Source organism: Olivibacter sp. LS-1, from assembly GCF_008245145.1.
In the GTDB taxonomy this organism is placed as follows: Bacteria; Bacteroidota; Bacteroidia; order Sphingobacteriales; family Sphingobacteriaceae; genus Olivibacter; species Olivibacter oleidegradans.
In genome coordinates, this window is the sequence record NZ_CP041643.1 from 5,136,072 (window position 1) to 5,162,686 (window position 26,615).

General features: G+C 41.9%; 21 protein-coding genes. 15 read left to right on the top strand and 6 right to left on the bottom strand.

The features are described from left to right. The first annotated feature begins 6 nt into the window (after positions 1–6). The 14 genes from FKG96_RS21310 (at position 7) to FKG96_RS21375 (ending at position 18,238) form a co-directional block, all read left to right on the top strand. Complete coding sequence (locus FKG96_RS21310) at positions 7–852, top strand: phytoene/squalene synthase family protein (RefSeq protein ID WP_130856787.1); 846 nt, start codon at positions 7–9, stop codon at positions 850–852. Between the two features lie 20 nt (positions 853–872). Continuing rightward, positions 873–1,364 (top strand): sterol desaturase family protein, encoded by a 492-nt coding sequence (locus FKG96_RS21315; RefSeq protein WP_149106007.1) that lies wholly within the window; start codon positions 873–875, stop codon positions 1,362–1,364. Further along, positions 1,327–2,508, top strand: coding sequence for a lycopene cyclase family protein (locus FKG96_RS21320; RefSeq protein WP_149106008.1), 1,182 nt, complete (start codon positions 1,327–1,329; stop codon positions 2,506–2,508). The genes FKG96_RS21315 and FKG96_RS21320 overlap by 38 nt, the downstream gene beginning before the upstream one ends. 138 nt (positions 2,509–2,646) lie before the next feature. Continuing rightward, on the top strand, positions 2,647–3,801 hold the full coding sequence (locus tag FKG96_RS21325; RefSeq protein ID WP_149106009.1) for a zinc-dependent alcohol dehydrogenase: 1,155 nt from the start codon (positions 2,647–2,649) through the stop codon (positions 3,799–3,801). Between the two features lies 1 nt (position 3,802). After that, positions 3,803–4,291: a hypothetical protein gene (locus FKG96_RS21330; RefSeq protein WP_149106010.1), complete on the top strand. Its 489-nt coding sequence runs from the start codon at positions 3,803–3,805 to the stop codon at positions 4,289–4,291. Positions 4,292–4,344: 53 nt separating this feature from the next. Next, a complete protein-coding gene (locus tag FKG96_RS21335) occupies positions 4,345–4,998 on the top strand; it encodes a DUF1349 domain-containing protein (protein WP_149106011.1) in 654 nt (217 codons plus the stop codon). A 118-nt stretch (positions 4,999–5,116) separates the two neighbouring features. Continuing rightward, complete coding sequence (locus FKG96_RS21340) at positions 5,117–5,683, top strand: RNA polymerase sigma factor (protein WP_168204581.1); 567 nt, start codon at positions 5,117–5,119, stop codon at positions 5,681–5,683. Between the two features lie 91 nt (positions 5,684–5,774). Beyond that, on the top strand, positions 5,775–6,971 hold the full coding sequence (locus FKG96_RS21345) for a FecR family protein (protein ID WP_149106013.1): 1,197 nt from the start codon (positions 5,775–5,777) through the stop codon (positions 6,969–6,971). A gap of 173 nt (positions 6,972–7,144) precedes the next feature. After that, positions 7,145–10,417: a TonB-dependent receptor gene (locus FKG96_RS21350; RefSeq protein WP_149106014.1), complete on the top strand. Its 3,273-nt coding sequence runs from the start codon at positions 7,145–7,147 to the stop codon at positions 10,415–10,417. A gap of 11 nt (positions 10,418–10,428) precedes the next feature. Continuing rightward, positions 10,429–12,036: a RagB/SusD family nutrient uptake outer membrane protein gene (locus FKG96_RS21355; RefSeq protein ID WP_149106015.1), complete on the top strand. Its 1,608-nt coding sequence runs from the start codon at positions 10,429–10,431 to the stop codon at positions 12,034–12,036. 19 nt (positions 12,037–12,055) lie between these two features. Beyond that, positions 12,056–14,131: a beta-L-arabinofuranosidase domain-containing protein gene (locus FKG96_RS21360; RefSeq protein WP_168204582.1), complete on the top strand. Its 2,076-nt coding sequence runs from the start codon at positions 12,056–12,058 to the stop codon at positions 14,129–14,131. A gap of 7 nt (positions 14,132–14,138) precedes the next feature. After that, a complete protein-coding gene (locus FKG96_RS21365) occupies positions 14,139–16,118 on the top strand; it encodes a glycoside hydrolase family 127 protein (RefSeq protein WP_149106017.1) in 1,980 nt (659 codons plus the stop codon). A gap of 110 nt (positions 16,119–16,228) precedes the next feature. After that, on the top strand, positions 16,229–17,623 hold the full coding sequence (locus FKG96_RS21370) for a PLP-dependent aminotransferase family protein (RefSeq protein WP_130856776.1): 1,395 nt from the start codon (positions 16,229–16,231) through the stop codon (positions 17,621–17,623). 87 nt (positions 17,624–17,710) lie between these two features. Further along, positions 17,711–18,238, top strand: coding sequence for a GNAT family N-acetyltransferase (locus FKG96_RS21375; RefSeq protein ID WP_130856775.1), 528 nt, complete (start codon positions 17,711–17,713; stop codon positions 18,236–18,238). A 37-nt stretch (positions 18,239–18,275) separates the two neighbouring features. On the opposite strand, the gene FKG96_RS21380 is transcribed toward FKG96_RS21375, so the two are convergent. Together FKG96_RS21380 and FKG96_RS21385 are read right to left on the bottom strand one after the other, a co-directional pair. Then, a complete protein-coding gene (locus FKG96_RS21380; protein WP_130856774.1) occupies positions 18,276–21,305 on the bottom strand; it encodes an amino acid adenylation domain-containing protein in 3,030 nt (1,009 codons plus the stop codon). Between the two features lie 157 nt (positions 21,306–21,462). Beyond that, entirely contained in the window at positions 21,463–22,188 is a 726-nt protein-coding gene (locus tag FKG96_RS21385; RefSeq protein WP_130856773.1) for an MBL fold metallo-hydrolase, read from the bottom strand. A gap of 290 nt (positions 22,189–22,478) precedes the next feature. Between FKG96_RS21385 and FKG96_RS21390 the strand changes: the two genes are divergently transcribed. Beyond that, entirely contained in the window at positions 22,479–22,694 is a 216-nt protein-coding gene (locus tag FKG96_RS21390) for a hypothetical protein (protein ID WP_013667931.1), read from the top strand. Positions 22,695–22,720: 26 nt separating this feature from the next. Here FKG96_RS21390 and FKG96_RS21395 read toward each other — a convergent pair whose 3' ends face one another. The 4 genes from FKG96_RS21395 to FKG96_RS21410 form a co-directional block, all read right to left on the bottom strand. After that, a complete protein-coding gene (locus FKG96_RS21395) occupies positions 22,721–23,083 on the bottom strand; it encodes a response regulator (RefSeq protein ID WP_041387745.1) in 363 nt (120 codons plus the stop codon). Positions 23,084–23,155: 72 nt separating this feature from the next. Then, positions 23,156–24,418, bottom strand: coding sequence for a sulfite dehydrogenase (soxC, locus tag FKG96_RS21400; RefSeq protein WP_130856772.1), 1,263 nt, complete (start codon positions 24,416–24,418; stop codon positions 23,156–23,158). A gap of 2 nt (positions 24,419–24,420) precedes the next feature. Then, positions 24,421–24,993: a c-type cytochrome gene (locus FKG96_RS21405; RefSeq protein WP_130856771.1), complete on the bottom strand. Its 573-nt coding sequence runs from the start codon at positions 24,991–24,993 to the stop codon at positions 24,421–24,423. After that, on the bottom strand, positions 24,977–26,605 hold the full coding sequence (locus FKG96_RS21410; protein ID WP_130856770.1) for a hypothetical protein: 1,629 nt from the start codon (positions 26,603–26,605) through the stop codon (positions 24,977–24,979). The genes FKG96_RS21405 and FKG96_RS21410 overlap by 17 nt, the downstream gene beginning before the upstream one ends. Positions 26,606–26,615 lie beyond the last annotated feature (10 nt).

The following is a 26,615-nucleotide window of genomic DNA, read 5'->3' on the forward strand; positions in this document are numbered from 1 at the left end:
AAATCTATGAATACAATTGACCTCTTTAATTCGACCAGTTATCTTTGCAGCAAAACGATTACGGTTAATTACAGTAGCTCCTTCTCGTCGGCAATCAAACTTTTTCATCCAGAATTACATGCGCCGATTCATGGAATTTACGGTTTTGTCCGCTTAGCCGATGAAATTGTTGATACCTTTCATAATTATCCCAAGGCCATATTGTTAGCGCAGTTCAAAAAGGACACTTTCGACGCAATAGATCAAAAAATAAGTTTGAATCCAATTTTACAGAGTTTTCAGCTCACTGTAAATCAATACAATATCGGGCATGAACTAATCGAAGCATTTTTTGACAGCATGCACTCCGATTTGGAAAAAAAAGATTGGACCACAAAGGAGGAGCTTAGCCGCTATATTTATGGATCGGCCGAAGTAGTTGGTTTGATGTGTCTTCAGGTGTTCTGTGATGGCAATTATGAGCAAGCAAAAATGCTTGCACCAGCCGCCACTTCACTTGGTGCGGCATTCCAAAAAGTCAATTTCCTGCGCGACTTAGCAGACGACTTAAAGAATTTAGAAAGAAGTTATTTTCCCCAGATTGATTTACATTGCCTTTCCCGGTCGGAGAAGGAGTTAATAGAGATGGACATCTCGAAGGATTTTGAAAGGGCTTACGCGGGCATTCTCCAATTGCCGGCAAAGGCCCGCTTTGGAGTATTGGTAGCTTATAAATATTACTTCTGCCTCTTTCAGAAAATTAAGGGGATCACGCCTGAACAATTGCTATCAAGCCGAGTAAGTGTTCCTCCAATAAAAAAAATGCTTCTTCTACTACAAATCAAAGTTGGTAATCGCCTTGGATTTCAATAGAATTTTAACTAGTTTAAACAATGGATATGTTATTATATATCGGGTTGACTATACTTGTTTTTGTGCTCATGGAACCTATTACTTGGGCAACTCACCGCTACGTAATGCATGGTTTTTTATGGTCGCTTCATCGCGATCATCACGAGCCTAATCACAGTAAACTGGAAAAAAATGACTGGTTTGCCTTTATTTTTTCCATTCCAAGTATGCTATGCTTTTATTTTGGCCATATGCGAGAAAATCCATGGTATTATTGCCTAGGTACAGGCATATTGCTTTATGGTATAGCTTACTTTTTTGTTCATGATATCATTATCCATCAGCGTGTAAAATGGTTTACCAGATCAAAAAATCGCTACATCAGGCAACTCCGCTGGGCACATAAAATGCACCATAAACATCTTGGTCCGGAGAACGGGGAGTCGTTTGGATTTTTATACGTTGAAAAAAAATACCGAGCAAAAATAAAACGTGATGACGATCTCAACAACAACAGCGACCAGCGACAATAACTTCGATTACATTATTATCGGTGCGGGCCTAGCTGGATTAAGTCTAGCTGTGAGCCTACTAAAGAATAAAATAACGGGTCGTAAGCGTATCTTACTCTTGGAAAAAAGTCAGCAGCAATATCAGGGGCGTACCTGGTGCTTTTGGGAAAATGGTGCTGATTGGTGGGATAGCTTAGTTAGTAAAACGTGGTCCATTGCTACCTTTTACGAGGGTACACGTCAGTTAGCAAAAGAATTAGCACCTATGAAATACAAAATGGTGCATTCAGATGACTATCGGCGTTACGTTTTCAATATACTTCGTAAACAGCAAAACATCCATCTACTATCTCGCGATGTAGTCGATTGCAAAGACCTCGGTACAACAGTCGCTGTTCATACGGAGGAGGGACTATTTTTTGCGCCCCTTGTATTCGATAGTCGTTTCCAGTTGGCTGAATTAGAGAGACACAAAGGGCACATACTTTATCAACAGTTTATAGGCTGGTTTATAAAAAGTGAAGAGCCGATTTTCGATCCGCAAAAAGCGTGTTTAATGGACTTTAGGGCGACACAAGATACACATGTATCTTTTTGCTATGTATTACCCAAGACAGCACATGAGGCGCTTGTTGAGTTTACCATATTCAGTAAACAAATTTATTCCGATCAATACCTCCAAGCATTACTAACCACATATATTGACGAACATATTGACACTTTTAGTTTTAATGTATTAGGCAAAGAGACCGGCGTCATTCCGATGACCGATTATGCGTTTGGGAGTCCGTCAAATCGCATCATTCCAATTGGCACAGCGGGTGGTTGCAGCAAGCCATCTTCAGGCTATACCTTCACTTTTGTGCAACAACATGTCAAACACATCGTTCAACAACTCGCACAAGACCGATTGCCACTTCCCTTCCATAAGCTTCAGGCTAAACGTTTTCTTTTTTATGACCGCGTTATGTTACGAATCCTTAAAGAATTTCCAGAAAAAGGCGCCTCATTATTTTTTAGTATGTTTCATCGAAATAACGCTAACAGCATGTTCAAATTTTTAGCGAACCAAAGCACACTTTGGCAAGAAATTAATATTTTCCGCAAACTGCCAGTTTTATTTTTTTTAAGAATGGCTTGGCGAGAGATCGTTCGCGATAAGTAAGCAATTAATCTGTATATAAATGATCCACCGTATTTATACGATTACGTAAAAATACGGTTTCGTCAATCAAGGAAAACTTCATCTGCATTCTCCTGTTAAGTGCTATAGCTAGTGATGTTTATATTTAACACCGAATTTATGTTAGCAATGAACTACCGAGGACCGTTTAGAGTCCGGACTGATGAAAAACCATATCCAAAAATCCTACATCCAGAGGACGCTATTGTTCGAGTTACTCGCTCCTGCATATGCGGTTCTGATCTACACTTGTATCATGGACTAGTACCCGATACACGCGTCGGCAGCACTTTTGGCCACGAGTTTATCGGCATTGTAGAAGAAGTGGGATCGCAAGTAACCGAAATTCAGGTTAGCGATCATGTGCTTGTACCCTTCAATATAGCTTGCGGTAAATGTGCCTTTTGTAAACAGGAATTATATGGCAATTGTCATGAATCAAACCCTGAAGCAACTGCTGTTGGCGGTATCTTCGGTTATTCGCATACAGCAGGTGGTTACGATGGTGGACAAGCGGAGTACGTCCGTGTCCCTTACGCTAATGTCGGACCGACCCGCATACCTCCCGAGATGGATCCGGACGATGCGGTATTATTAGCCGATGTGGTGCCTACCGCCTATCAGGCAGCCGAGATGGGAGGCATCAAAAAGGGTGATACAGTAGTTATTTTTGGAGCCGGGCCAATAGGTATTATGACGGCAAAATGCGCCTGGCTATTCGGTGCCGGCCGTGTTATCGTTATTGACCACTTGGAATATCGACTGGAATTCGTTAAAAATTACGCACAATGCGAGGCTTATAATTTTCGCTCGATGGAAGACCCGGTTCTCTTCATTAAAAAAACAACCGATTGGTTTGGTGCTGACGTGTGTATTGATGCTGTTGGTGGCGACGCTGCCGGTAATGCCATGCAAACCATCACTGGAAGAAAATTGCTCTTGCAAGCAGGTTCGGCTACGGCACTTCATTGGGCAATCAATTCGGTTAAAAAAGGAGGCATTGTATCCATTGTAGGCGTATACGGACCTACCGACAATCTGATCCCCATCGGCAACGTAGTAAACAAAGGCATCACCATTCGCGCTAACCAAGCGTCCGTAAAACGCGTATTACCTAAGCTTATAGATCATGTTATGGCAGGGCGGTTAAATCCCAAAGGCATTATCACACATCGGCTACCATTGGAAGAGGTATCCGACGCTTATCGTATGTTTTCATCTAAGTTAGACAATTGCATAAAACCTGTACTCATACCACCCAAAGCAAAAATATAATATGAAAGAGACAAAGGATTATTCACACATAAAAGGTTGGGGTATCGACGCAGATCCTGAAAACGAACCTACTTACCCCCTAAAAAACTATACAGGTGACGACCATGCTCGTACTCATTGGGACCGCCCAAGTCTACAGGTAAAGGACGTGGAAATCCTCCACTCTAACGAAAGGCCAACTATTAGCGCTGTATTTGGCAATACCTTACCTCCAAAAGGTTTAAGTGGAATCGTTAGACGTTTTGCCTTCAGATACAGCGAAAATCGATACCGCCATTGGTTACCCTTATTGTTGGCCGACCGGATTGATGTGATAGAGGGCTTGTTTGACGACCTACGCCGTGGGCATATCCCAAACATCTTTGCAGAGAAAGGGTATAAAGCACGTTGGAAACATGATCGAAACGGTGTCATTAAAAAAGCGGCAACGGTTGTGGTGATAACAAGCTGCCTAATCCTTCTTCTTCGACACGGAAAAAATAAGCGGTAATTTATTTTTTTGCCCCAAGGCTTTTCCTATTTTTGGTGCTCAAATGCATCATTATGAAAATATTCGCCCTTGTACCTTTATTCTGTTTGTTACCGCTCGCACCTAAAGCTCAGACCCTCGAAAAAATGACTTGGTTTAATGAGCCCGCCGAATGGAAAATAGATGGTCGACAATTCACGATGGAGGTGACCCCTAAAAGTGATTATTGGCGAGTTTCGCATTACGGATTTACCGTAGATGACGCACCTTTTTATTATGCTAACTATGGAGGTGAATTCGAAGCGAAGGTGAAACTCATTGGCCAGTACCAGGCGCGCTTTGATCAAATGGGTTTAATGATCCGAACCGACCATGAAAACTGGATCAAGGCGGGGGTCGAATTTGTGGATGGCAAACTCAATGTCAGTGCGGTAGTAACGCACGGAAAAAGCGATTGGAGTGTGGTACGATTGGAAAAAATCCCGCCTCACATTTGGATAAAAGCGATAAGACGCTTGGATGCCATTGAATTTTTTTACTCCTTCGACGACAAAAACTATATCATGCTGCGCAACGCTCCCTTAGAGGACAATCGGCCTGTGCAGGTTGGTTTGATGGCAGCTTGTCCCGATGGCGATGGTTTTACCGCCAAGTTCGAAGAATTTACCGTCAAGCATTTACCTGATCAACGTCGGATTGAGTGGTTGAAAAAGAACGCTTCAGAATAATTGCAAGAATTAAAAATATCCTTCCTTTTCTAATTTATTAGACAATGATTATCGCCAATGCTTGGAATTCTGCATTGATTGCCTATTTTTGTTTGCAGTAAACCAAATCGCAGACCTAGTGGCTTTCGAGGAAAAAGAATTGATATTACAAGTATCAAAGGGCAATGAACACGCCTTTTCGCTTCTTTTTCGTCAATATCATTTACACCTGGCTACCTTTGTTTATAAGCTGACAGACTCCTATGAGCTTACGGAGGAAATTGTGCAGGATGTCTTTCTCAAAATATGGACAAACCGAGCGCAATTAACCGCTGTTAAAAATTTTAAAGCCTATCTATTTACTGTTTCGAAGAACCATAGCCTCAATTGTCTAAAGCAGGCGGTAAAAGAAAAAGCAGTCCGCCAACACTGGAAACACGAACACAGTAGGCTGTTTAGCGAAGATGAGTTAACAAACTATCATCTTTTGCTTGATCAGGCGATCGATACGCTTCCTCCTCAACAGCAAAGAGTTTATTTGCTAAGTAAGCATGAACACTTAAAATACGCGGAAATAGCCGATCGAATGGGGATTTCTAAAGAGACCGTTAAAAGCTACCTAAAACTTGCAACCGGTACGGTTATCAGCTACCTGAAAAAGCATATTTACCTTCTTCTCTTTTTGCTCATTAAAATAAAGTTTTAATTTTTCGCTAGTCGCTACCCCCTTTTTTTATTTTTTATTGTCTTTTATATAGTCTCGCTTGCTAGCAAGGGACATAACCATTTATAATAATATGAACAGCGTTTCAGAAAGATTTTATTTTTTGCTAAATCGTTTTTTAAATAAAAGTATTAATCGTGAGGAGTTAGATGAACTGTTGTTACTGTTAGATACTCTTCCGAAAGAAGAGATCGATCAAGTGTTACAGGCCATCTATGATGAGACTCTTGTATCGCCCCTGTTAGCAGAAAAGCTAAAAAGCGAAGAGATGCTCAAACAAATATTAGGAAAGAAAGTAGCGCGCCCCGTCTCCAAGCGTCATTCTCTGTCCCTATATGTCAAACTTGCGGCTACCGCGGCAGTCTTAGCGGGACTTGCTTTCGGCGTTTTTATTCTTCAGCAAAAAAACAAACCGCTGAATTTGCAAACGACAAACACTGCGCCAAGTAAGGAAAGCGATATTTTACCGGGAGGAAACAAAGCCACCTTAAGAATGGCAGACGGAACTACCATTATACTGAACGACTCACCGAACGGCCTTTTAGCCAATGAGAAAGGTATATCTATAAAGAAAATAGCTGACGGAGAACTCATCATTGATGCCGGTACAATAAAAAATGATGAAACGCCAACACAGCGTTGGAATATCGTAGCAACGCCTAGAGGGGGTCAATACCAAATACGGCTGCCCGATGGAAGTAAGGTCTGGTTAAACGCAGCAAGTTCCTTACGATTTCCTTCGCAGTTCCATGGCAATGAACGCAAGGTAGAATTAAGTGGTGAGGCTTACTTTGAGATTGCTAAACATTCAAACAAGGCATTTAAAGTGATTAGTAGGCATTTAGAAGTGCATGTATTGGGCACTGATTTTAATTTATTGGATTACGATAACGAAACGGTAGTTAAAACCACCCTGGTTAACGGAGCAGTTAAAATAAAGCGCGGGACACAGGCGAAGTTGTTAAAACCGGGCCAACAAGCATTACTGCATCGCAATGAGACCATTACTATAACTGATCATGCTGACATAGAAAGTGAAATTGCCTGGAAAAATGGCGTCTTTATATTTAAGGACGCTAGTATTCAGCACGTTATGGAACAAGTGGCCAGATGGTATGATATTGAAGTGGAATATACCGGTGTTCGATCCAAGAAATTACTGAATGGAAGCGTTTCCAGAAATGTCAATCTATCTGAGTTGATGAATATGCTTGCCTATACCGGCGTAAATTACGAAATACGAGGAAGAAAAGTCTTGATTAAAAACTAACTGCAAAGCTTCGTCTTTGAGCCTAACCAATAACGTAAACCCAAACATGATGAGCGAATAAAAACAATAAGAATGACAGTAAAACGGAGAGTGCTGGTACCACTCTCCGAAAAGCTTGGAGTTATTTCCACATTGGTCTGACAACATTTATTAACCCAAACACAACAAAAGTAATGAAATTTATTTCAAAGGCCGCGCTATGTGATCGGCCGTTCCTGCAGCAATTATTATTGACTATGAAACTTACTGCGTTTATACTACTATTAGCCCTGATGCAGGTCAGTGCCAAAAGTTATAGTCAAGGGATAACCTTAAAAAAGGAAGAAGCTTCCGTCACTGAGATCCTCAAGTTAATTGAACAGCAAAGTGGGTATCATTTTCTGTTCGATAAGATGGATATAGAGAAAGCCAGCCCCATCACCGTCGATCTTAAAAACGTATCCATTGAAGAAGCACTGAAAAAAAGCTTGGAAAACCAACCGCTATCATTCAAAATCATGCAACGAACGATTGTTTTGAAAGGCATCCATCGGGTAGTAAAAAGCGTTGCTACCTTTCAGCAATTTGTCAGTGGAGTAGTGAGAGACGAGAAAGGACTACCCCTACAAGGCGTTAGTATAAAGATAAAAGGTACTAACACCGGTACAACAAGCAATGTAGATGGGCTTTATAAGCTCTCGATTTCTCAGGAAAATGCAACTCTTTTATTCAGCTATATTGGTTATGTTACACAAGAAGCACCCATTAAGAACCAAAACACGATTGATATTACCTTAAAAGAAGATGCGAATACGCTTAATGAAGTGGTAGTAGTAGGATATGGCACACAAAAACGCGAACAAATTACCACCGCCATTGCCAGTGTTAAATCAGAAGATTTCGTGCAAGGTTCGGTAAATGACGCTGCACAATTGATTCGTGGTAAAGTTGCCGGTCTAAGTGTAGTATCACCCGATGCCAATCCGGTTGCAACTGCTCAAGTTAATCTCCGGGGAGTACCCTCTATTTTAGCCAGTAGTGCCCCTTTGGTGTTAATTGATGGTGTACCCGGAACGCTGTTTACCGTTGCACCGGAAGATATCGAGTCCATCGATATCCTGAAAGATGGCTCTGCGGCAGCCATTTATGGTACACGGGGCACCAATGGGGTTATTCTGATTACCACCAAAAAAGTAAATGGGGAAACACCCGCAACTATTGACGTCAACACCTATTTTACCACACAAAGTATTGCCAGAAGACTGGATTTTATGGATGCTGCTCAATACCGTCAACGGGTGGCTGAGGGAAGGCCAGGTGCTACTGATTATGGTTACGAGACCGATTGGTTGGACGAAATAACACAAACACCTATTTCACAAGTATATAATATCAGTTTAAAAGGCGGAAACAGTAAAACCAATTATATCGCTAATGTAAATTACAGAAATCTTGAAGGTATTATCAAAAGGTCGAACAACCAAGTACTTTTCCCACGCATTGAGTTTAATCATCAGATGTTTGACGGTAAGTTAAAATTGAATGCCAATATAAATGGTTATCAACAAAAATATTTTTCCGGCGCAGACGGTACGAGCTTCCGAGGAGATGTGTACAGAAACGGACTTACTTTTAATCCGACTGATCGTCTAAAAGATGATAACGGGACATGGGTAGAGCGGATAGAGAAAACCGACTATATGAATCCCGTAGCGCTCTTGGAAGAAACACAGGGACTCATTCAGAACAACAATTTCAGAACGTTTGGCAATATCACTTATTCGCCTACACAAGACATCCATGTAAAGCTTTTACTTTCGCGCGATCTTTATAATAGCACCCGGGGTTACTACGAAACAAAGAAGCATTTCTCAACCATTCGAGATGGAAGAAATGGTTACGCTTCCAGAGGCACCACACGCACGCAAGAGGATCTGTTAGAATTGACAGCTGACTACCATACAATTATTAAAGACCATGAAATTACCGGCTTAATCGGTTACAGTTGGCGAAACAATAATTACCAAGATTATTGGATGCAAAACTGGGATTTTCCGACGGATGATTTTTCATATAACAATATGGGAGCCGGATTAGCCTTAAAACGCGGACAAGCGCCTGAGAATTCCTTACAAAGCGAGAACAAGTTAGTCGGTTATTTTTTCAGACTAAACTACAATTATAAAGAAAAGTACCTACTAATGGCCAGCATTCGTCATGAGGGGTCTTCTAAGTTTGGACGAAACAGCAAATGGGGTAATTTTCCGGCAGTTTCAGTAGGGTGGAATGCCATCCGCGAGCTTTTTTTCCAAGATGTCAAAGCTCTTAGTAACCTAAAATTTCGGGCAGGGTTCGGCATCACCGGTACGGAACCACCCGATCCGTATCAATCCTTAAGCCTAGTTAACTTTGATACCTATAGTCTTGTTAATGGACAATGGATTCAGGTAGTGAATCCTTCGCTAAATCCGAATCCCGATCTACGTTGGGAGAAGAAAGAGGAGTTAAATATGGGTCTTGATTTTGGGTTCTTTGACAACCGTTTGTCCGGTTCGGTCGACTACTACAGAAGAACCACAAAAGATTTGTTAATGGATTATCCGGTACCTACCCCACCCTATTTGTACAATACGATTCAAGCGAATGCAGCCTCTATGCAGAATAAGGGAGTCGAGTTGCAGGTGAACGGTGTACCTCTGCAAACGGGCGACTTTCAGTGGCGTACATCCGTAAACTTTTCCACCAACAGTAATAAGATTTTATCCTTATCTGATGAGAACTTCCAGCTCGCTAGCGGTTACTTTGATACCGGAGAAACGGGTGAACCGATTCAACAACGTACCCATCGCGTGCAAGTGGGTCAGCCTATAGGCAATTTCTATGGATTTAAGACCGTTGATATTGATGAGAACGGCTATTGGATTATTGAAGGCAAAGATGGCAACCCAAAGCCCATAGCCAATCAACAAGCCGATGACAAGCAAATTATAGGCAATGGGTTACCGAAATATTACGCAAGCTGGAACAACACTATAGTATACAAAAATTTCGATTTGAATATTACTATGCGTGGTGCCTTCGGTTTCCAAATCTTGAATATGCCCGAAATGTTCTATGGCAACCCGGTGATGCTTACACGCGGTAATTTACTCAATTCAGCCTATAACAACGTCTTTGACAAACGTCCACTTGCCGATGATCAATCCCTTAATTACGTAAGTTATTATATAGAAAATGGCGACTACTGGAAAATCGACAATGTCACTTTGGGTTATAATCTTCCGGCTACCGGCAAATACATTAAGCGCGTACGTCTGTATGGATCGATTTCGAACCTAGCTACCATTACCGGTTATAAAGGGATAGATCCCGAAGTAAGTATTAGCGGCTTATCTCCGGGTATTGATAATAAAAATCGTTATCCGTCTACTACTAGTTACACCTTGGGTGCATTCTTAACTTTTTAAGTCCTTGAAAGATGAAAACACTAACATATTATATACCGTTTTTTTTATTCGTCATTATGCTCTCTGCTTGCAACAATGACCTAGACGAAATCTTATATACTGAGGTAACTGATGATCAGTTAACCTACACCAATGCTTATCAGGCAACCGGCATTCTCTATGCCAATATGCGTGAACTTTTCGACCATCACAATTGGGCGGGCGTACAGGAAACTTCCTCGGATGAGTTGGTCATGCCTGCTAATGCCTCTGGTTGGGATGATGGTGGCATATACAAGAGAATCCACTTACATACATGGAATTCAGAAAACGAGCAAATGAGTGCCATGTGGAACAGCTTCTATAAAGGTGTAATCAACGCCAATCGCATTATAAGCTTATTTGAAGCGGACAAAATTCCCTTAAGTGACGGATTAACAAAAGAAAGCATCATAGCAGAAGTAAGAGTAATACGTGCTTTTTTTTATTGGCTCGTTTGTGATAATTTTGGCGATGCACCCCTCGTTACAACAGTCAGCACTCAGCTTCCGGCTAAAGTGTCGAGAGCTGAACTTTATCAATTCATTGTTTCGGAAATCAACGCTGCCATCCCCGCACTAAGTGAAGATCGTGATCAGCTTTTCTATGGTCGATTTAATAAATGGGCCGCGAAATCCCTGTTAGCTAATGTGTATCTCAATGCAGAAGTTTACAGTGGTGCACCCGCCTGGCAAGATTGCATACAACAATGCAATGATGTGATCAGCTCTGGTAAATACAGTCTAAACACCAACTTTAGGGAGATATTTAGCACCTTTAATGAAAATTCTCCGGAAATTATATTTGCCGTTCCCTTCAATGAAACTGTTGGCGGTGGTTTTCTCTTCCATATGTTTTCTTGGCACGCCTCGCTAAAAGCCAAGGCGAATATGCAAGCCACCCCTTGGGGTTCCGGTTCAGCCATGGCCGTACCACAATTTATCGACAGCTATGATCCTGTTGACGGACGCTTAGCCGACACTTGGTTGATGGGGCCTCAATTTGCCGCCGATGGCAAGACAGCACTTCTGGGTGCATACGATCAAGCCGGCAAGCCGCTTGTATTCACAAAAGCAATTCCGGACGGATTGTACACCGGTGAATCAGAAGGCTATCGGATGAATAAATTTACCGTCAAGATGGGGGCCATGCATAATTTAGATAATGATTTTCCTTTCTTCCGATATGCTGATATCCTGCTGATGAAGGCCGAGTGCCTGTTGCGTAACGGTAGCGCAGATGAAGCAGCGATGTTAGTTAGCCAAATAAGAAACCGGGCTTTCAGAAATAATCCTGAAAAAGCGAATGTAACCGGTAGTGAGCTGAAGCAGAACAGTCGCTATCCTTATGGTTATGTAGAAGATTATAAAATAATAGATGAAGGCAACACAGCACCCATACAATATGGACGCATGCTTGATGAACTCGGGTGGGAATTCGCTTGGGAAGGTCACCGTCGACGCGACATGATTCGCTTTGGCATATTTACCAGCAAAAGTTGGCTATCACATAAACCAAATGGTGATTATCGTATTATCTTCCCGATTCCGCAGCAGACCATCAACTCGAATCCTAATTTAACACAAAACCAAGGTTACTAACATCATGCTTCATACAACGATGAAAACAAAACAAGTTATATGTTTTATTCTTCTTGCTTTCGGCCTAGGCGTTGCAAGCGAGGCGCAAGTACAGAATCGTAGCCCCCTACGTCCTAATCCTTATCTCGAGCTCCCGCTGGGTAATATACAAGCAAAGGGTTGGCTGGCAGATCAACTTAATCGAATGAAAGCCGGACTTACCGGACACTTGGATGCACGTTATCCGCAAGTAATTGGCTCGCGAAACGGCTGGTTGGGTGGCGATGGCGATGCGTGGGAAAGAGGCCCCTATTGGGTCGATGGTTTACTTCCTTTAGCGTATATTTTGAAAGACCAAGCTCTTATTAACAAAGTGAAACCTTGGATTGAATGGACTTTGAACAACCAGCGTGAAGACGGTTATCTTGGACCTAAACCCCTTGCGGAAAAACCAGAGCCCGAACCCGGTATTCAAAAAGAGCCCGTAGAAGATTGGTGGCCTCGTATGGTTATGCTAAAAGTGCTCCAACAATATTACAGCGCCACAGGCGATAAACGCGTTATTGAAGCGCTGACTAAATATTTTAAATATCAGCTGCAAGAACTTCCCCAGCATCCCTTGGACCAATGGTCTTTTTGGGGAAATCGCAGAGGAGCTGACAATTTAATGGTCGTTTATTGGTTGTACAACGTGACGGGCGAAAACTTTCTATTGGATTTAGGTAATCTGATTTATCAACAGACTTTTCCCTATACAAAGGTATTTTCAGGCGCTTACGGCACAAAACAGGATGGTATTGAACATCTCTACCCATATAACACCGGCAATACTTATCCATTTAAGCAAGCGTTTATCGATAAATTACATGTTGGTCAGTTGCAAAGCTTCCACTGTGTTAATCTTGCTCAAGGTATTAAAACACCGGTTATTTATTATCAACAGCATCCCGATTCGACCTATATCGAAGCAGTAAAAAAAGCCTTTAATGACATCGCTATCTTTCACGGTCAAGCGCAGGGCATGTACGGTGGAGACGAACCTCTCCATGGGAACGCGCCTACGCAAGGTATTGAATTCTGCTCGGTGGTCGAAATGCTCTTCTCCTTAGAAAGTATGCTGACCATTACAGGCGACACGGAATTTGCCGATCGAATCGAAAAAATCGCCTATAATGCCATGCCTACACAAGCTACGGACGACTTTAATTATCGGCAATATTTTCAAAGCGCAAACCAAGTTATGATTTCCCGCGCCAAACGTAATTTTTTCGAAGATGATGGGCACCAAGGTACTGATCAATGTTATGGATTACTTACGGGGTATCCCTGTTGTACAGCCAATATGCACCAAGGATGGCCCAAGCTTGTACAAAACCTCTGGTATCAAACGGCCGACGGAGGCGTAGCGGCGCTTTTGTACGGTCCTAGCCACGTAAAAGCACAAGTAAACGGACAGCCCATCGAAATCTCCGAAGACACCTATTATCCTTTCGATGAGCGTATTCATTTTACTATTCATAGCAAAAAGGATTTAAGTTTCCCTTTTCATCTACGCATTCCACATTGGGCAAAAAATGCACAAATTAAGATAAACGGCGAACTAAGTAATGAAGAGGTTAAGCCAGGCAGCATCGTAAAAATCAGTCGCCTCTGGAAAAATGGAGATCAAATAACCCTTGTTTTGCCTATGCAAATTGAAACCAGTCGCTGGGCTGAACTATCCGTTGCCGTAGAGCGCGGACCGCTGGTATACGCGTTGAAAATCGATGAGGATTGGCGTAAAGTGAACGACGGCGACTATTTTGGCGACTACCTCGAAGTGCATCCCAAATCGGATTGGAATTTCGGTTTACTATCGAAAACGATCGCAGATCCTCAGAGCGGCTTTGAAGTCATAAAGAACAAGGCAAACGGTCAATATCCATGGAATTTATCCGGCGCACCGATTATCCTTCAGACCAAAGCTAAAAAAATTCCGGAGTGGAAACTCTATAAAAACATGGCGGGCCCGCTTCCCCATCAATTTACGGAAGCAGCGGAAGAAGAAATCCCAATCACCTTGATTCCCTATGGTTGCACTACCTTACGAATCACACAATTCCCTGTAATTAATTAAAAATATCATGACGAGAAAAAGAATGCTTTATATCGGCAGTTACTTCCTATTCGCAATAGGAAATGCTTATGCGCAGGAGACATTGTCCTCTATACGGCCCGTCAACTTTTCGAAGGTTGAAATAACCGATCAATTTTGGACGCCAAAAATCAAAACAGTGAGCGAAGTAACCATTCCGGTCTGTATAGAGCAGACCGAAGTTAAAACACCCCGTATTCGAAATTTCGAGAAAGTGGCACAACATTCGGGCGAAAAACACGAAGGAATTTATTACGATGATTCGGATGTTTACAAAGCCTTGGAAGCGATCGCTTATTCGCTCAAAAACCACCCCGATCAGCAATTAGAGCAAAAAGCCGATGAGTGGATTGATAAAATAGCCGCTGCACAGCTGCCTGATGGATATTTGAATACGTACTATACACTTAATGGATTAGATAAACGATGGACGGACATGGATATGCATGAAGATTACTGTGCAGGTCATCTTATCGAAGCTGCTGTTGCTTATTATAATACCACCGGCAAAACAAAACTCCTGGAAGTTGCTACTCGTTTTGCCGATCATATAGATTCTACTTTTCGGCAACAAAACCGGCCTTGGGTGAGCGGGCACCAGGAAATCGAGTTAGCTTTGGTCAAGCTGTATCATATGACAAAAAAAGAACGCTATTTAGCGTTAGCAGACTGGTTTCTTCAACAGCGAGGACGCGGTTACGGTAAGGGCCATACATGGGACGACTTAAAAGATCCGGCTCGCTGCCAAGACGCCGTGCCGTTGAAAGATCAAAAGGAAATTACAGGACATGCGGTGCGGGCAATGTATCTTTATACAGGCGCCGCTGATGTGGGAGCCGCCACAGGCAATACCGAGTACATGCAAGCGATGCAAACAGTTTGGCAAGATGTCGTATACCGTAATATGTATATCACCGGAGGCATTGGGTCCACTGCAAAAAATGAAGGTTTTAGTCAAGATTACGATCTTCCCAATGCCAGCGCTTATTGCGAAACCTGTGCCTCCGTCGGCATGGTTTTCTGGAACCAGCGAATGAATCTACTTACCGGCGAAGCTAAATATTTCGACATACTCGAACGAAGTTTGTATAATGGCGCGCTGGACGGTCTCTCCTATAGCGGCAATCGTTTTTTCTATGGAAACCCACTCGCATCACATGGCGGCTACGGCCGAAGCGAGTGGTTCGGCACTGCTTGCTGTCCTTCCAATATTGCACGTTTAGTGGAATCTTTGGGCGATTATATTTATGCACATTCAGATAAAGCGGTTTGGGTGAACCTATTTGTAGGCAGTAAAGCTGCCATTCCTTTATCCCAAGGTACTGTTGAAATAGCACAACAGACCGGTTATCCATGGCAGGGCGATGTTAATATTCGGGTAACGCCCGATAGAAAAAGAAAGTTCCCGTTACATATCCGCATACCTGGCTGGCTGCTCGGTCAACCAGCTCCAGGCGATACTTATCGATTTTTAGACACTACGGAAAACAAATACACCTTGCAAGTCAATGGTAAGAATGTTCCTTATCAAATCGAAAAAGGTTATGTTGTTATAGATCGAATTTGGGACAAGAACGATGCTGTCAGTATTCAAATGCCATTGGAAGTAAAAAAGATTGCGGCCAACGATCAAGTCGTCGCCAATAAAAATCGTATTGCCCTACAACGCGGACCACTCGTTTACTGTGTAGAGCAAGTTGACAATCAGGATAACGCTATGAACTTCATCGTACCTCCAGACGCCCATTTTACAGCAAGCTTTCAAAAAGATCTACTGGGCGGGGTAGTTACTTTACAAAGCAAACTGCCGGCAGCCACTCCATCGAGTGATGGAAAATCGATTCAGGTTACCAAGCAAACGATCACAGCGATTCCTTATTTCTGTTGGGCTAATCGAGGCAATGGTGAAATGCAAGTGTGGTTACCTACTAAAATAAAAAATGTGCTGATTAATTCGAAGGGTCTTTAGTTAAGCTAGCTGTACCGACGATATTAAACTGTACTGTCCTGTTTTCCAATAGTTAAAATGGTTATGTTTGCTTCTAAAGCAACATATATTTAAACAGGCAGTACAGTTATATGAGGTCGTATAAATTTGAAGTATTCACTGTATCCATTGAAAAAAATATTCGTAAGGGTATTTATCAGCCAGGGCAAAGATTGCCTTCAGTACGCGACTTAAAAAAAATGCACCATTTGAGTACAACTACTGTGCAACACGGTTATGAACGACTTGTAAGTCAGGGATTAGTGACCAGCGTTCCAAAGAAAGGCTACTACGTAAGTGAACCGATTACAGACCTGGAAAACACCGTATATCCGATTGTAAGAGATCCGATATTTGTAAATAATCGCTTCCATACTACTTCAGCAAATCTGAAGAGGTCTGTATCCGAGTTTAATGTCGCTGCTCCGGGAGACCTCCTAATTCCTCAGAAACTGTTATTACGCACCATGCAGCAAGTGATCCGGGATAAAAGTGCTGGTCTCTTGCGGTATTACGATTCAAATGGTTTACAGGATTTAAAACATAAAATTATCAGTCATGCGGCCATTTACCGAACGATTATTTCGCCTGACGAATTACTAATTACTGACGGAGCCCTACAAGCTCTTTATATTGCGCTCAGTTCAGTCTGCGAAACCAATGATGTCATTGCCATCGAAAGCCCTTGTGTCTTTTCCGTTCTTGAAGTTGCAAGGGTGCTTAAGTTAAAAGTAATAGAGATTCCTTTTACCACTAAAATAGGATTTGACCTCGATTTCTTACGGAAAGCCTGTCTCAAAAACAACGTAAAGGCACTCGTCATTACGCCCAACTTTCACAATCCTACGGGAGCGATGATGACGGATGAGGAAAAACAGAGTCTTCTTTCCATTGCACAAAAGCATGGGCTTATCGTAATAGAGAATGATATTTATGGCGACCTTCCTTTTAATGGAGAACGACCTTCAACTATTAGGAGTTTCGACGAAAGTGGTTCGGTAATGACCTACTCTTCTTATGCTAAAACCTTGGCTCCGGGGGTTCGGCTAGGATGGCTATCGACGGCTCATTTTATGCATCGCGCCGAACAGATTAAGTTCGCTCTGGGAAGTACAGTATCCCCTATTTATCAGGAAACTGTTCATCGCTTGCTATCGAATGCCAGCTATCAACGACATATTCGTTCTTTTAGAGCACAACTCGCAAAAAATGCACAATTTACCATTGACTTACTAAATGAATGTTTTCCAAGGGGAACGCAAATCAGCGATCCAAAAGGGGGATATAATCTCTGGGTAAAACTGCCAAAGCATATCGATGTTGACCTATTTTATCGTAAATGCGAGGAAACAGGAATCAGGTTTACACCCGGTGACACTTTTTCTTTTTCCAACGCCTTTGAAAATCATTTTAGGGTCGTTTTCTCGGACAAATATTCATCTAAGAAAATTGAGGCAATAAAATCAATTGGAAAATATATTCATTAAATGCTGTACTGAAGAGTCTTAGTATTTCTGTATCGAGGATGCTACTGAAATGTTATATACTTTCGTATACTTCATAATGCTACAAGAATGAGAATCATAACTAAATTTACCGTCGGAACGGAGCAAGGAATAAATGACTTAATGCAATTAACAAGCACTATTGCCACCGAAAAATATGTACATTTATTGAGCCCGGAAACACTCGAGAATTATCTATCAAAACATTTCAATGAAGATGAGCTTATTCGCGAAATAAATAGTTTATCGAATCAATGGCTCGTTGTATATGCGAACGACAAAGCGGTTGGTTATGCCCGTTTAACCACCAAAGGAGAAAGACCCACCTATTTAAGCCAACAGCGCCTGATCCGAATTGCCGATTTCGGCATTTTGCAAGACCATAAAGAACAGGCGATAAAAGAATCATTATTAGATAAATGCGTATCCGTTTCGAAGTCCTATGATCTTATATGGATTAACGAATATTTGGAGAACCCCCTCGTTTCGTTTTTCGAACAAAATGGCTTTTGTAGAGAAAACGGCGTTTATCAAATGGAAGAATTACCATTAGCATCAACGTATCTGATTAAACGTATCCATCAAAATACAATATAAAGGAGTAGGTTCCTACTCCTTTATATCATTCAAACAATTAGATGACCCCAATAAATTGAAGGTAAGGGCGCATGATTTCTTTTGTAAATGCGGGCGGCTTTAGATCAATTTCATCCAAAAAGCGTTGGGTATTGCTTCGATCATAGTAGTAGGTGTTTTCATAGGCTTCTACCAAACATTTGCCTTCATGTACATCTTCCGTGAACAGGCTTAAAAGTGGGTATATTGGGAGTTCATTATGATAACGCCATTGATTTAGCCATTGTTGATACGCCATTCCTTCTAGTTTCAATCCAAAATATTCATTCATCTTAGCACAGAAATCGGTCAGCGAAACATCATTTTCCGGCAAAGGCGACAAGTGAAAATTTAGACCCACTGCTTCAGGCTTTTTTCCAATATGGGTGATTGCCTTGCACATATAATCCACGGTCGTCAATTCATCTTTCAACCCCATCACCAAAGGGAATGATTGCAATTCTGCACAGCTGCGAATTAAGGCTCCCCACCATTGATTCTTAACGGTAGCACCGGAAGTGCTGTGACAAACTGCAAAGCCTAATCGGAAATTAATGATCGGCACGCCTTTGTATTTGGCCTTTTCTGCGATGCGTTCCATCACCCATTTACTTTGTATGTAACCTAAATCGCGACTTACCGCATCCAGGTTCTGCTCTATTGGATCATCTTCATACATCCAGGTTTTACCTGTAAAAGGCCGCCCCCAACTAAACACGCCCATGGAGGATAGTAATACAAGATATTTGACTTTACGAGTAACCGCTAGGTGTAAAATATGGTGTAAGCCATCTATATTCGGCTTTTTAATGAGTTGATACGGCTGTACGTAACTCACCGAGCTACCAGAGTGGTAGATCACTTCGATGGTGTCCACTAAATAGGCGTAACGTTCATCTTCCAAACCAAAATTCGAAAGCGAAAGATCCCCCACTTCAACCTTCACACGGTGGTCATAATCAGCATGCCATTTAAGTTTAAACTTATCGAACGTATCAGTAAGCCTCTTCTTTGCCATTTTTTCACTTTCAGCTCTTACGAGGCAATAAATCAAAGCCTGTGGGTGCTGATGAAGAAGCTCTTCCAAGAGATGCGAGCCTACAAAGCCGGTACTACCGGTCAGAAAAATATGTTGGGGCCTGGCTAACACATCTGCACTTGGTAGATCGCCTATGGTAAAATCGAAAAGGAGCTCGGCATCATTCAGTAATTCTTTGACAGTCTGCTCCGCTTTTATTTTTTGCGACACCTCTGTTTCATTCAATCTCTTTTCAACTTCTTCTACAAAACCTTTTATGGTTGAGTAAGTATAAAGTTCCGGCAAAGCGATTCGGGCCCGCACCATTTCCGGCAATTGCATATGCAATTGAGCCAGCAATAAAGAGTGTCCGCCCAGGTCAAAAAAGTTCACATCGGTTGAAATTTGCTCCAAACCTAGCAAGTCTTTCCATATCCTTGTAACAAGCTCGGTCAGATTTGTCTCTCTCCGAATAGATATACCTTTTTTATCTTCCTGTGAAGGGATTAGCAATTGCGATTTATCGACTTTTCCCGCATGAGTTAGTGGCAGTTTCTCCATTACAACCACTTTGTCCGGAACCATATATGCAGGCATTAATTGTTGCAACTTGACCCTGACATCGCTGAATGTATGTTCATCAACATTAGCAATAGGCTGGACGAATGCAGTCAATGATGGCAAACCCAGCTCGGGACGATGCACTTTCACCGCAGCCCTTGCCACTTGAGGCAACTTTGCAATATGATGTTCTATCTCAGCCAATTCAATACGGTATCCTCTAATTTTAACTTGTTCATCTTCCCTTCCCACATACTCTAGCATGCCATCTGCACGCTTTATAACCCGGTCGCCCGTACGATAAAGTCTGGGCTCGGCAGCCTGTTCATTCACAAACCACGATGGAGCTTTTATAAAAGCTTTTTCTGTCTCATCAGAACGATTAATATAACCTAAAGCCAATTGCGGACCACTTATGTACAATTCACCGATCCCTCCAACAGGTACCTGTTCCATTTCTGCATCTAAAACCCAAAGACCAATTCCCGGAAGCGCTGAACCGATGATACGAGGGTTAGGATCTTGGTCAAACAGATAGTTGGTTACCGCTACGGTCGTTTCGGTAGGCCCATAACTGTTAATCAGCTTGACTCGCTTATACCATTTACGAACCGTGCTCTCTACACTTGCTTCACCCCCTATGGCAATGGTATGAAGATTACCTATAGGTTTATTGACAGGCAAAGAAGCGAGCACAGCGGGTGGTAATAGAGGCACTATATCAATGTGATTCGCTACTATAAAATCCAACAGAGGTTCCCCCACAATCTTATTTTTCGGGTACAAGACCACCGTAGCGCCCTGTAATAAGGGCACCCAAATATCGATAACTGCCGCATCAAAGCTTGGGGAAGCGAACTGTAAAGTTCTACTGTCTGTGTTAATGTCCAATACCTTAGCTTGTCGACTCACAAAATGATAAAAAGCGCCGTGGCTGATCATTACTCCTTTCGGTTTACCACTACTACCTGATGTATAGATAATATAAGCACAGCTATCTGCTTCTACTATTCGTTCTAAATTATTGTCTGGATATTGAGCTAAATCAATGTGATCCGGCATATCAAGCATCACACTTTTGACCCCCGAATTTCCTGCGGTTAAATCATAACATTGCTCCGTTATAAGTAAGTCGACCCCTGCATCGTCAATCATCGTTTGAATACGGCTTTCCGGGAGCTGACCATCAATGGGCACATAGGCAGCCCCCGCTTTTAACACGGCCAGAAAAGCGATAATCCGCTGCGGTGATTGACGCAGGCAAACCGCCACTTTATATCCATGGGTTATCCCTTTACTTCGTAAATAATGGGCTAGTCGGTTAGCCTCTTCATTTAGAAATTGGTACGTATACTCCGTACCCTCAAACACCAAAGCTACTTTGTGGGAAAGTCGTAAAGCAATGGCCTCCAATCGATCTACTATATGAGTACAGTGATCGTTGTCTAAAATAGGTTCTTGTATTTGCATAGTATCTTTATTTAACAAATACAATTTTGCAATTTATGGTTATACAAGAAAAAATTTTACACATAAAGTACTTTAGCCGAGACTAAACTTACTATTAACCTCTTTTTGTTAATTATAGGTTAAATATATATAAATATGTATAGCCAATTCAATCGCCCTAAAATCTCAATATCGGCAGCTTCATATCATGATATAGAAGTACGGCCCAATGCTCTTTATTGGCCTTCCGTTCCCACTCTTGGCGAAGCATCATTGCCTTTTTACCATCATAATCACTTTTATAGGCAATATGTAACTTTAAATAACCACGTTGCGGTAAATTATCGGCCCCATAGAAGGCTGTTTGTTTCTGTTCTCGTATCCAAAAAACTTGATGAAAAGGAGAATGTCCACCAGTTACCTGATAAGAGATTTCATTACTGATCATCCCCTCATCGTCCTCCATAAAAATCAGGTTTGGTAATTCAGCTAATTTTTCAAGCAGTCGGGGATTGTAAGATGGAACATCCTTCTGTTCCAAGGCAAAAGCCAATTCACGTTTCTGCAAAAAAATCTCCGCTTCGGGAAAATTGGATATTAACTTTCCATTTTTCATTTGACCGAGACCTTCTATGTGGTCTTTGTGCAAATGGGAAAGGAGAATTTTCGTTATGGCTGTTGGTTTTACTCGTTCCTTTTCAAGATTACGATATATGAGCGGCATTCCGTCAGTATCAATCGTCCCCAGACCAGTGTCCAGAAGAATGCGCTCTTCACCTACAATCACCAAAAAAGGATTAATTGCCATTTTAAGATCAGTAGCCGGCAAGAACTCGTTCAATTCAGTGAACTCTTTATTCTTGGTGACACTGTAGTTGCCTTCCTTTAAGGGTATAATTTTCATCGATCTATTTTCGTAAAATTAATGCTTTCGAACCATATTGGCACACCGGATGCTCGCTTTTTTAATGACTTCCTTTTAAGCAGGCACATTGCGCTGCGAAAAGCTTTCGAAAAATAATTTTCCTAAGCGTAACATAGTGATAACATTTTACATGTGTTTTTTGAACAATTTTTCCCTATATTTGACCAAAATTTGGAGTTCAGTCTGAACGTAGTATTTTATTTTAGTCAACCGGATAAGGGTCTGCATTACAAAGGCTATAGCTATAGTCAGGCCCGGATAAGGATTATATGAAAACCTTTACAACACACCTTCAGGCAATTAACCCCGACACACAGGAATTGCAGTTATTTGCAGGGCCAAATATTTTAGCGCGGGATTGGGATGAGGCAGAAGATTACTGTTATAGAAACGGATTAGGTTATCTAGTAGTGGATGGTGAACTTAACGAGGCACTCGGCACAGAAAATGCAACCAAACTAGTTCAACATATAACGTTAAATTAGATTCTAAAAGATGCTGTAAATAACCACTACAAATTCAATTGCTTTAAAATCACTTGTTCCAGTTCAGTTACATCAAACGGTTTCTTTAAGTAAACATCGGCTTGTGAATTTTGTGCTATTTTATCAAAATCGTTATTAGCTGAAAAGAAAATGATTGGAATATGCTTAAACCGGACGTCCCCCTTTAATAAGGCAATGGACTTTAATCCACCCGGCCCAGGCATCCAATTGTCCAAAAGAATGATATCCGGCGATTTCGCTTGCACTTGCGAAACAATATCCTCCGTTGTATTGCTTGTTTCTACTTCAAGCCCTAATTCCTCACTAATGATGGAACAAAAATATAAAATGTCTTTATCGTCGTCTAGGATAAGGATGCGTTTCGCCATAGTCCACAAAAATAGCACTTGAGAAGCAATTCGCAAATTAACTACTAATTAAATTCATTCTTTTTTCAATTATTAGCGATCATTAACAAGAAACACTTCTCCGTTTCCGTTGATTTCCCAAACGGTGATCGGATTGAAATGATATCCGCCCTTGCTTTCCCTTGCTTTAACTAACTCACGATAACTCGGCTGCCGGTATCCTGTTTCATCTATGGCTCTGCTCATGATCAATGTTGCTCTTCCATTCCAATGCCACAAATATCGAAATGCAGTATGGGCCTTACGTAAAATCGGTTCCTGTAGTGAAGCTTCCTGCCAAGACCTTCCCGCATCCACACTTACCTCTACCCGCCGGATCCTGCCTCTCCCGCTCCAAGCAATTCCTCTAATTTCAACCCATCCCCTCGAGATTTGCAACGGATAAGATGGAAATGTAATGATAGAGCGTGCATCCATGACGAAACTAAACTGCCTGATTTTCCCACCGGCTATAGGTTCTGTATACTTCGATGTCTCTTCGCGTGTCATATAAGGCTGATCGGTCAATTCAATTCGTTTTAACCACTTAATTTGCGTATTACCTTCCCATCCGGGCAATAACAGTCGCAGGGGATAACCTTGCTCAGGCCGTATAGCCTCTCCATTCTGTGCATACACAATCATGGCATCATCAAATGCCTTGTTTAAAGGAATACTTCGTGTCATCAAAGCCGCATCCCCTCCTTCTGCAATAAACCAACTAGCTTTACTCTTGATGCCAACCTCTCGAAAAAGTGTCGACAGCATAACGCCGGTCCACTCACTTTGACTGGTCAATCCGCAAATTTCCTGTGGTGTCAACGTCGTCTTTCCGGTCCGAAAATTTCCTGAACATTCAATAAAGCAGATGCGCGTAAATACAGGAAAACGCTTGATATCCTCTAGGGTAAACGACATTGGTTTTTCAACCATCCCATGAATAAGCAGGTCATGCTTGGAGGGCTCAATAAACGGCACACCTGCGTGATCTCGCTCAAAGTGCAAGTCGGCAGGTGTAATTGTTCCATACAGGTCTTGCAAAGGGGTTCTCGCCGAAGTAAAAGATGGCAATTTAACCGGTTTCTCAAAAACTGAACGTGTGCCTAAAATACCGGGAGGCGCTCCTTGAATTTTAGTTGGGTTGGTTATCGGTGTCGGGAGTGTTTGCCTTGCCACTTGCGTAACCCGGCCCAAAGAGTCTTCAACCAATACCAAACCAAGCGCTGCGGTACCCTTTAACATACTTCGCCGATCCATTTTTAAGTTGGATAAGTTATCAGCTGCCCGCGTATTTATTATTTTGTTATCCTCTTTCATATTCACTTAATCATTGGCCCATCACGCCTATCATCCGAAATAAATTTGTATCTATTAGGCATTTTTACTTTAGGCAAAGTAATCGAGTTAATGTGCAGTGTATCCGCAATTAATGAATTGGCCGACAATAAATAAGCCGTCAAATGATAAACTTCATCATTAGCAAGCGAGCCCGGTGCATTATAAGGCATTGCTCTCCTTATATAGTCAAACAAGGTGGTCGCATACGGCCAGTAATTTCCGATGGTTTTTTCTTTTACCCCATGGTCTCCTACTAATCGATCATAAACCCCTCCCTCGCCTGTCTTTCCATGACAGGAAGCACATTTTTGTTGATAAATTAGCGCTCCTTCTTTTGCATTTCCGTTGCCTGCAGGTAATCCCTTACCATTCGGAGCAACCGAAATTGCGAATTGGGTAATTTCATTTTCTTTTACTATCCTTCCAAAACCAAAACTTTCCGGGTAGTTTTCCTCTCGTGGACGAATAAGTACATCTTTAGGTGACGGTTGGCAGCTCCAAAAAGTACCTATGAAAAATAGAATGGCTGTATACAATTTATTCTTTACGATCATAGGATCCTGCGTCCAAGGTGCTTTTGGTTAAAGTATAATTCCGATGCTGACGCTTTAATACCACTTTAATGGAATCTCGCGACTCATTTAATCCCTCTAGAACCACCGTCGAGCCATTATCACTCGTCCTATATTGCAAGACCATTTTATTTCGAATAAGGGGGAGCGGTGCTTTGACGAAGTCTCTGGATCTTCTAGCCGTTGCCCCTCGTGGGTCGATCATTTGATCTTCCTTTCCAATATGCTGCCAAGCCGTAGAACTTATCCAATCCGCTGGATAAATATCATCAATCGCAGTTTGCCCGGCTCCTTGCCTATTTGGATAGTCAACATTTCGTCTTTTAACGCTTGCAGGGAAGCGTGCCGCAGCAATATTCTTATCTTCCAGATAAAGTGTTTGCGTAATCGTATCTGCATAATAGTGATAAACCCGGCGCCCACCAGCAACACCGGCAATCTCGAAGGTACGATCCACATCGCGGATCGGGCTACCACCCCCATTGGATAAATCCAATGGTTGCGCCCTATTAACTTTAAAGGTTAAGCTACTCCACTTTTCGAAGGTTAAATCCTGCCACCGTAATGAGTCATTTGGATTAAAAGGAATTAACTTGCCATTTAGATAAAATTCATCAACCTGATAATAGCCTCGGAGTTTTGCAACGCCCGGAGATGACGGTTGCTTATAAGGATCATACCAAAAATTGAGCAGTTGCACATAAAACAGTACGCCTAAGAACAAAACGAGGACCACTGTCTTTAAACCGAAACGGACAATATGCTGCCAATTTCTTCGAAATTTAGGGTAGTAATGTCTTGGCACGGTTACTTGTTCCAAAATCATTAAGCGATAGATATCAGACACATAATAGCTCAGAATAAATGAGCCAAAGAGCACGAAATAAGAAGCATAAATATGCACACCTCCGTCATAAGCAAAATTTACAAAAGTAATGCTACCTAGTGCACCGACCAGCAGGGCTGCTCCGTAAAAAGTTGTTTTTCTAAAAAACAACAAACTACCGGCCAACAATTCTACAATACCTGCAAACACCTGATACCAGGGTACAATACCGATAGATAACCAGTAGATTTTTTGTGGCGTCAAATCACCAAAATTTGTATTCAACAAGCCTTCTGACGGATAAGGCATTTGAACCGGGAGCACTTTTGTGAAGGCAAAACCGATGATACCGATTCCGGCGCGATAACGAGCAACGACCATTAACCAGTAATACAATTTACGATAATCCCTTGCCTTTTTGTCAACTGCGCTCCATAATAGCGCACCAATTAAGGAAAACAACAATACGATAATCCAGTCATTATAGCCATACCACTCGGGAAGCCACTTAGTTAACATAGGGAAAGAAGGTTGAAACCGCGCAATGTCATATAAATCACGATAGTGGAGACTCGTCCAATCAATTGCAAATAGATCTGTATACCAACGGATATTCCAAGGAATAGACATGAGAACAAAAAACAAAAACAGCAATCGGAAACCGAACTTCTGCCCCTTGTTCCAAACATGGCCACTAGGGCTCACTGCATTTTGGACAGCTTCTTCTGAAATCGAAGAATGAATAGGTGAAACAATTGATGAATCCATGGCTTATAAA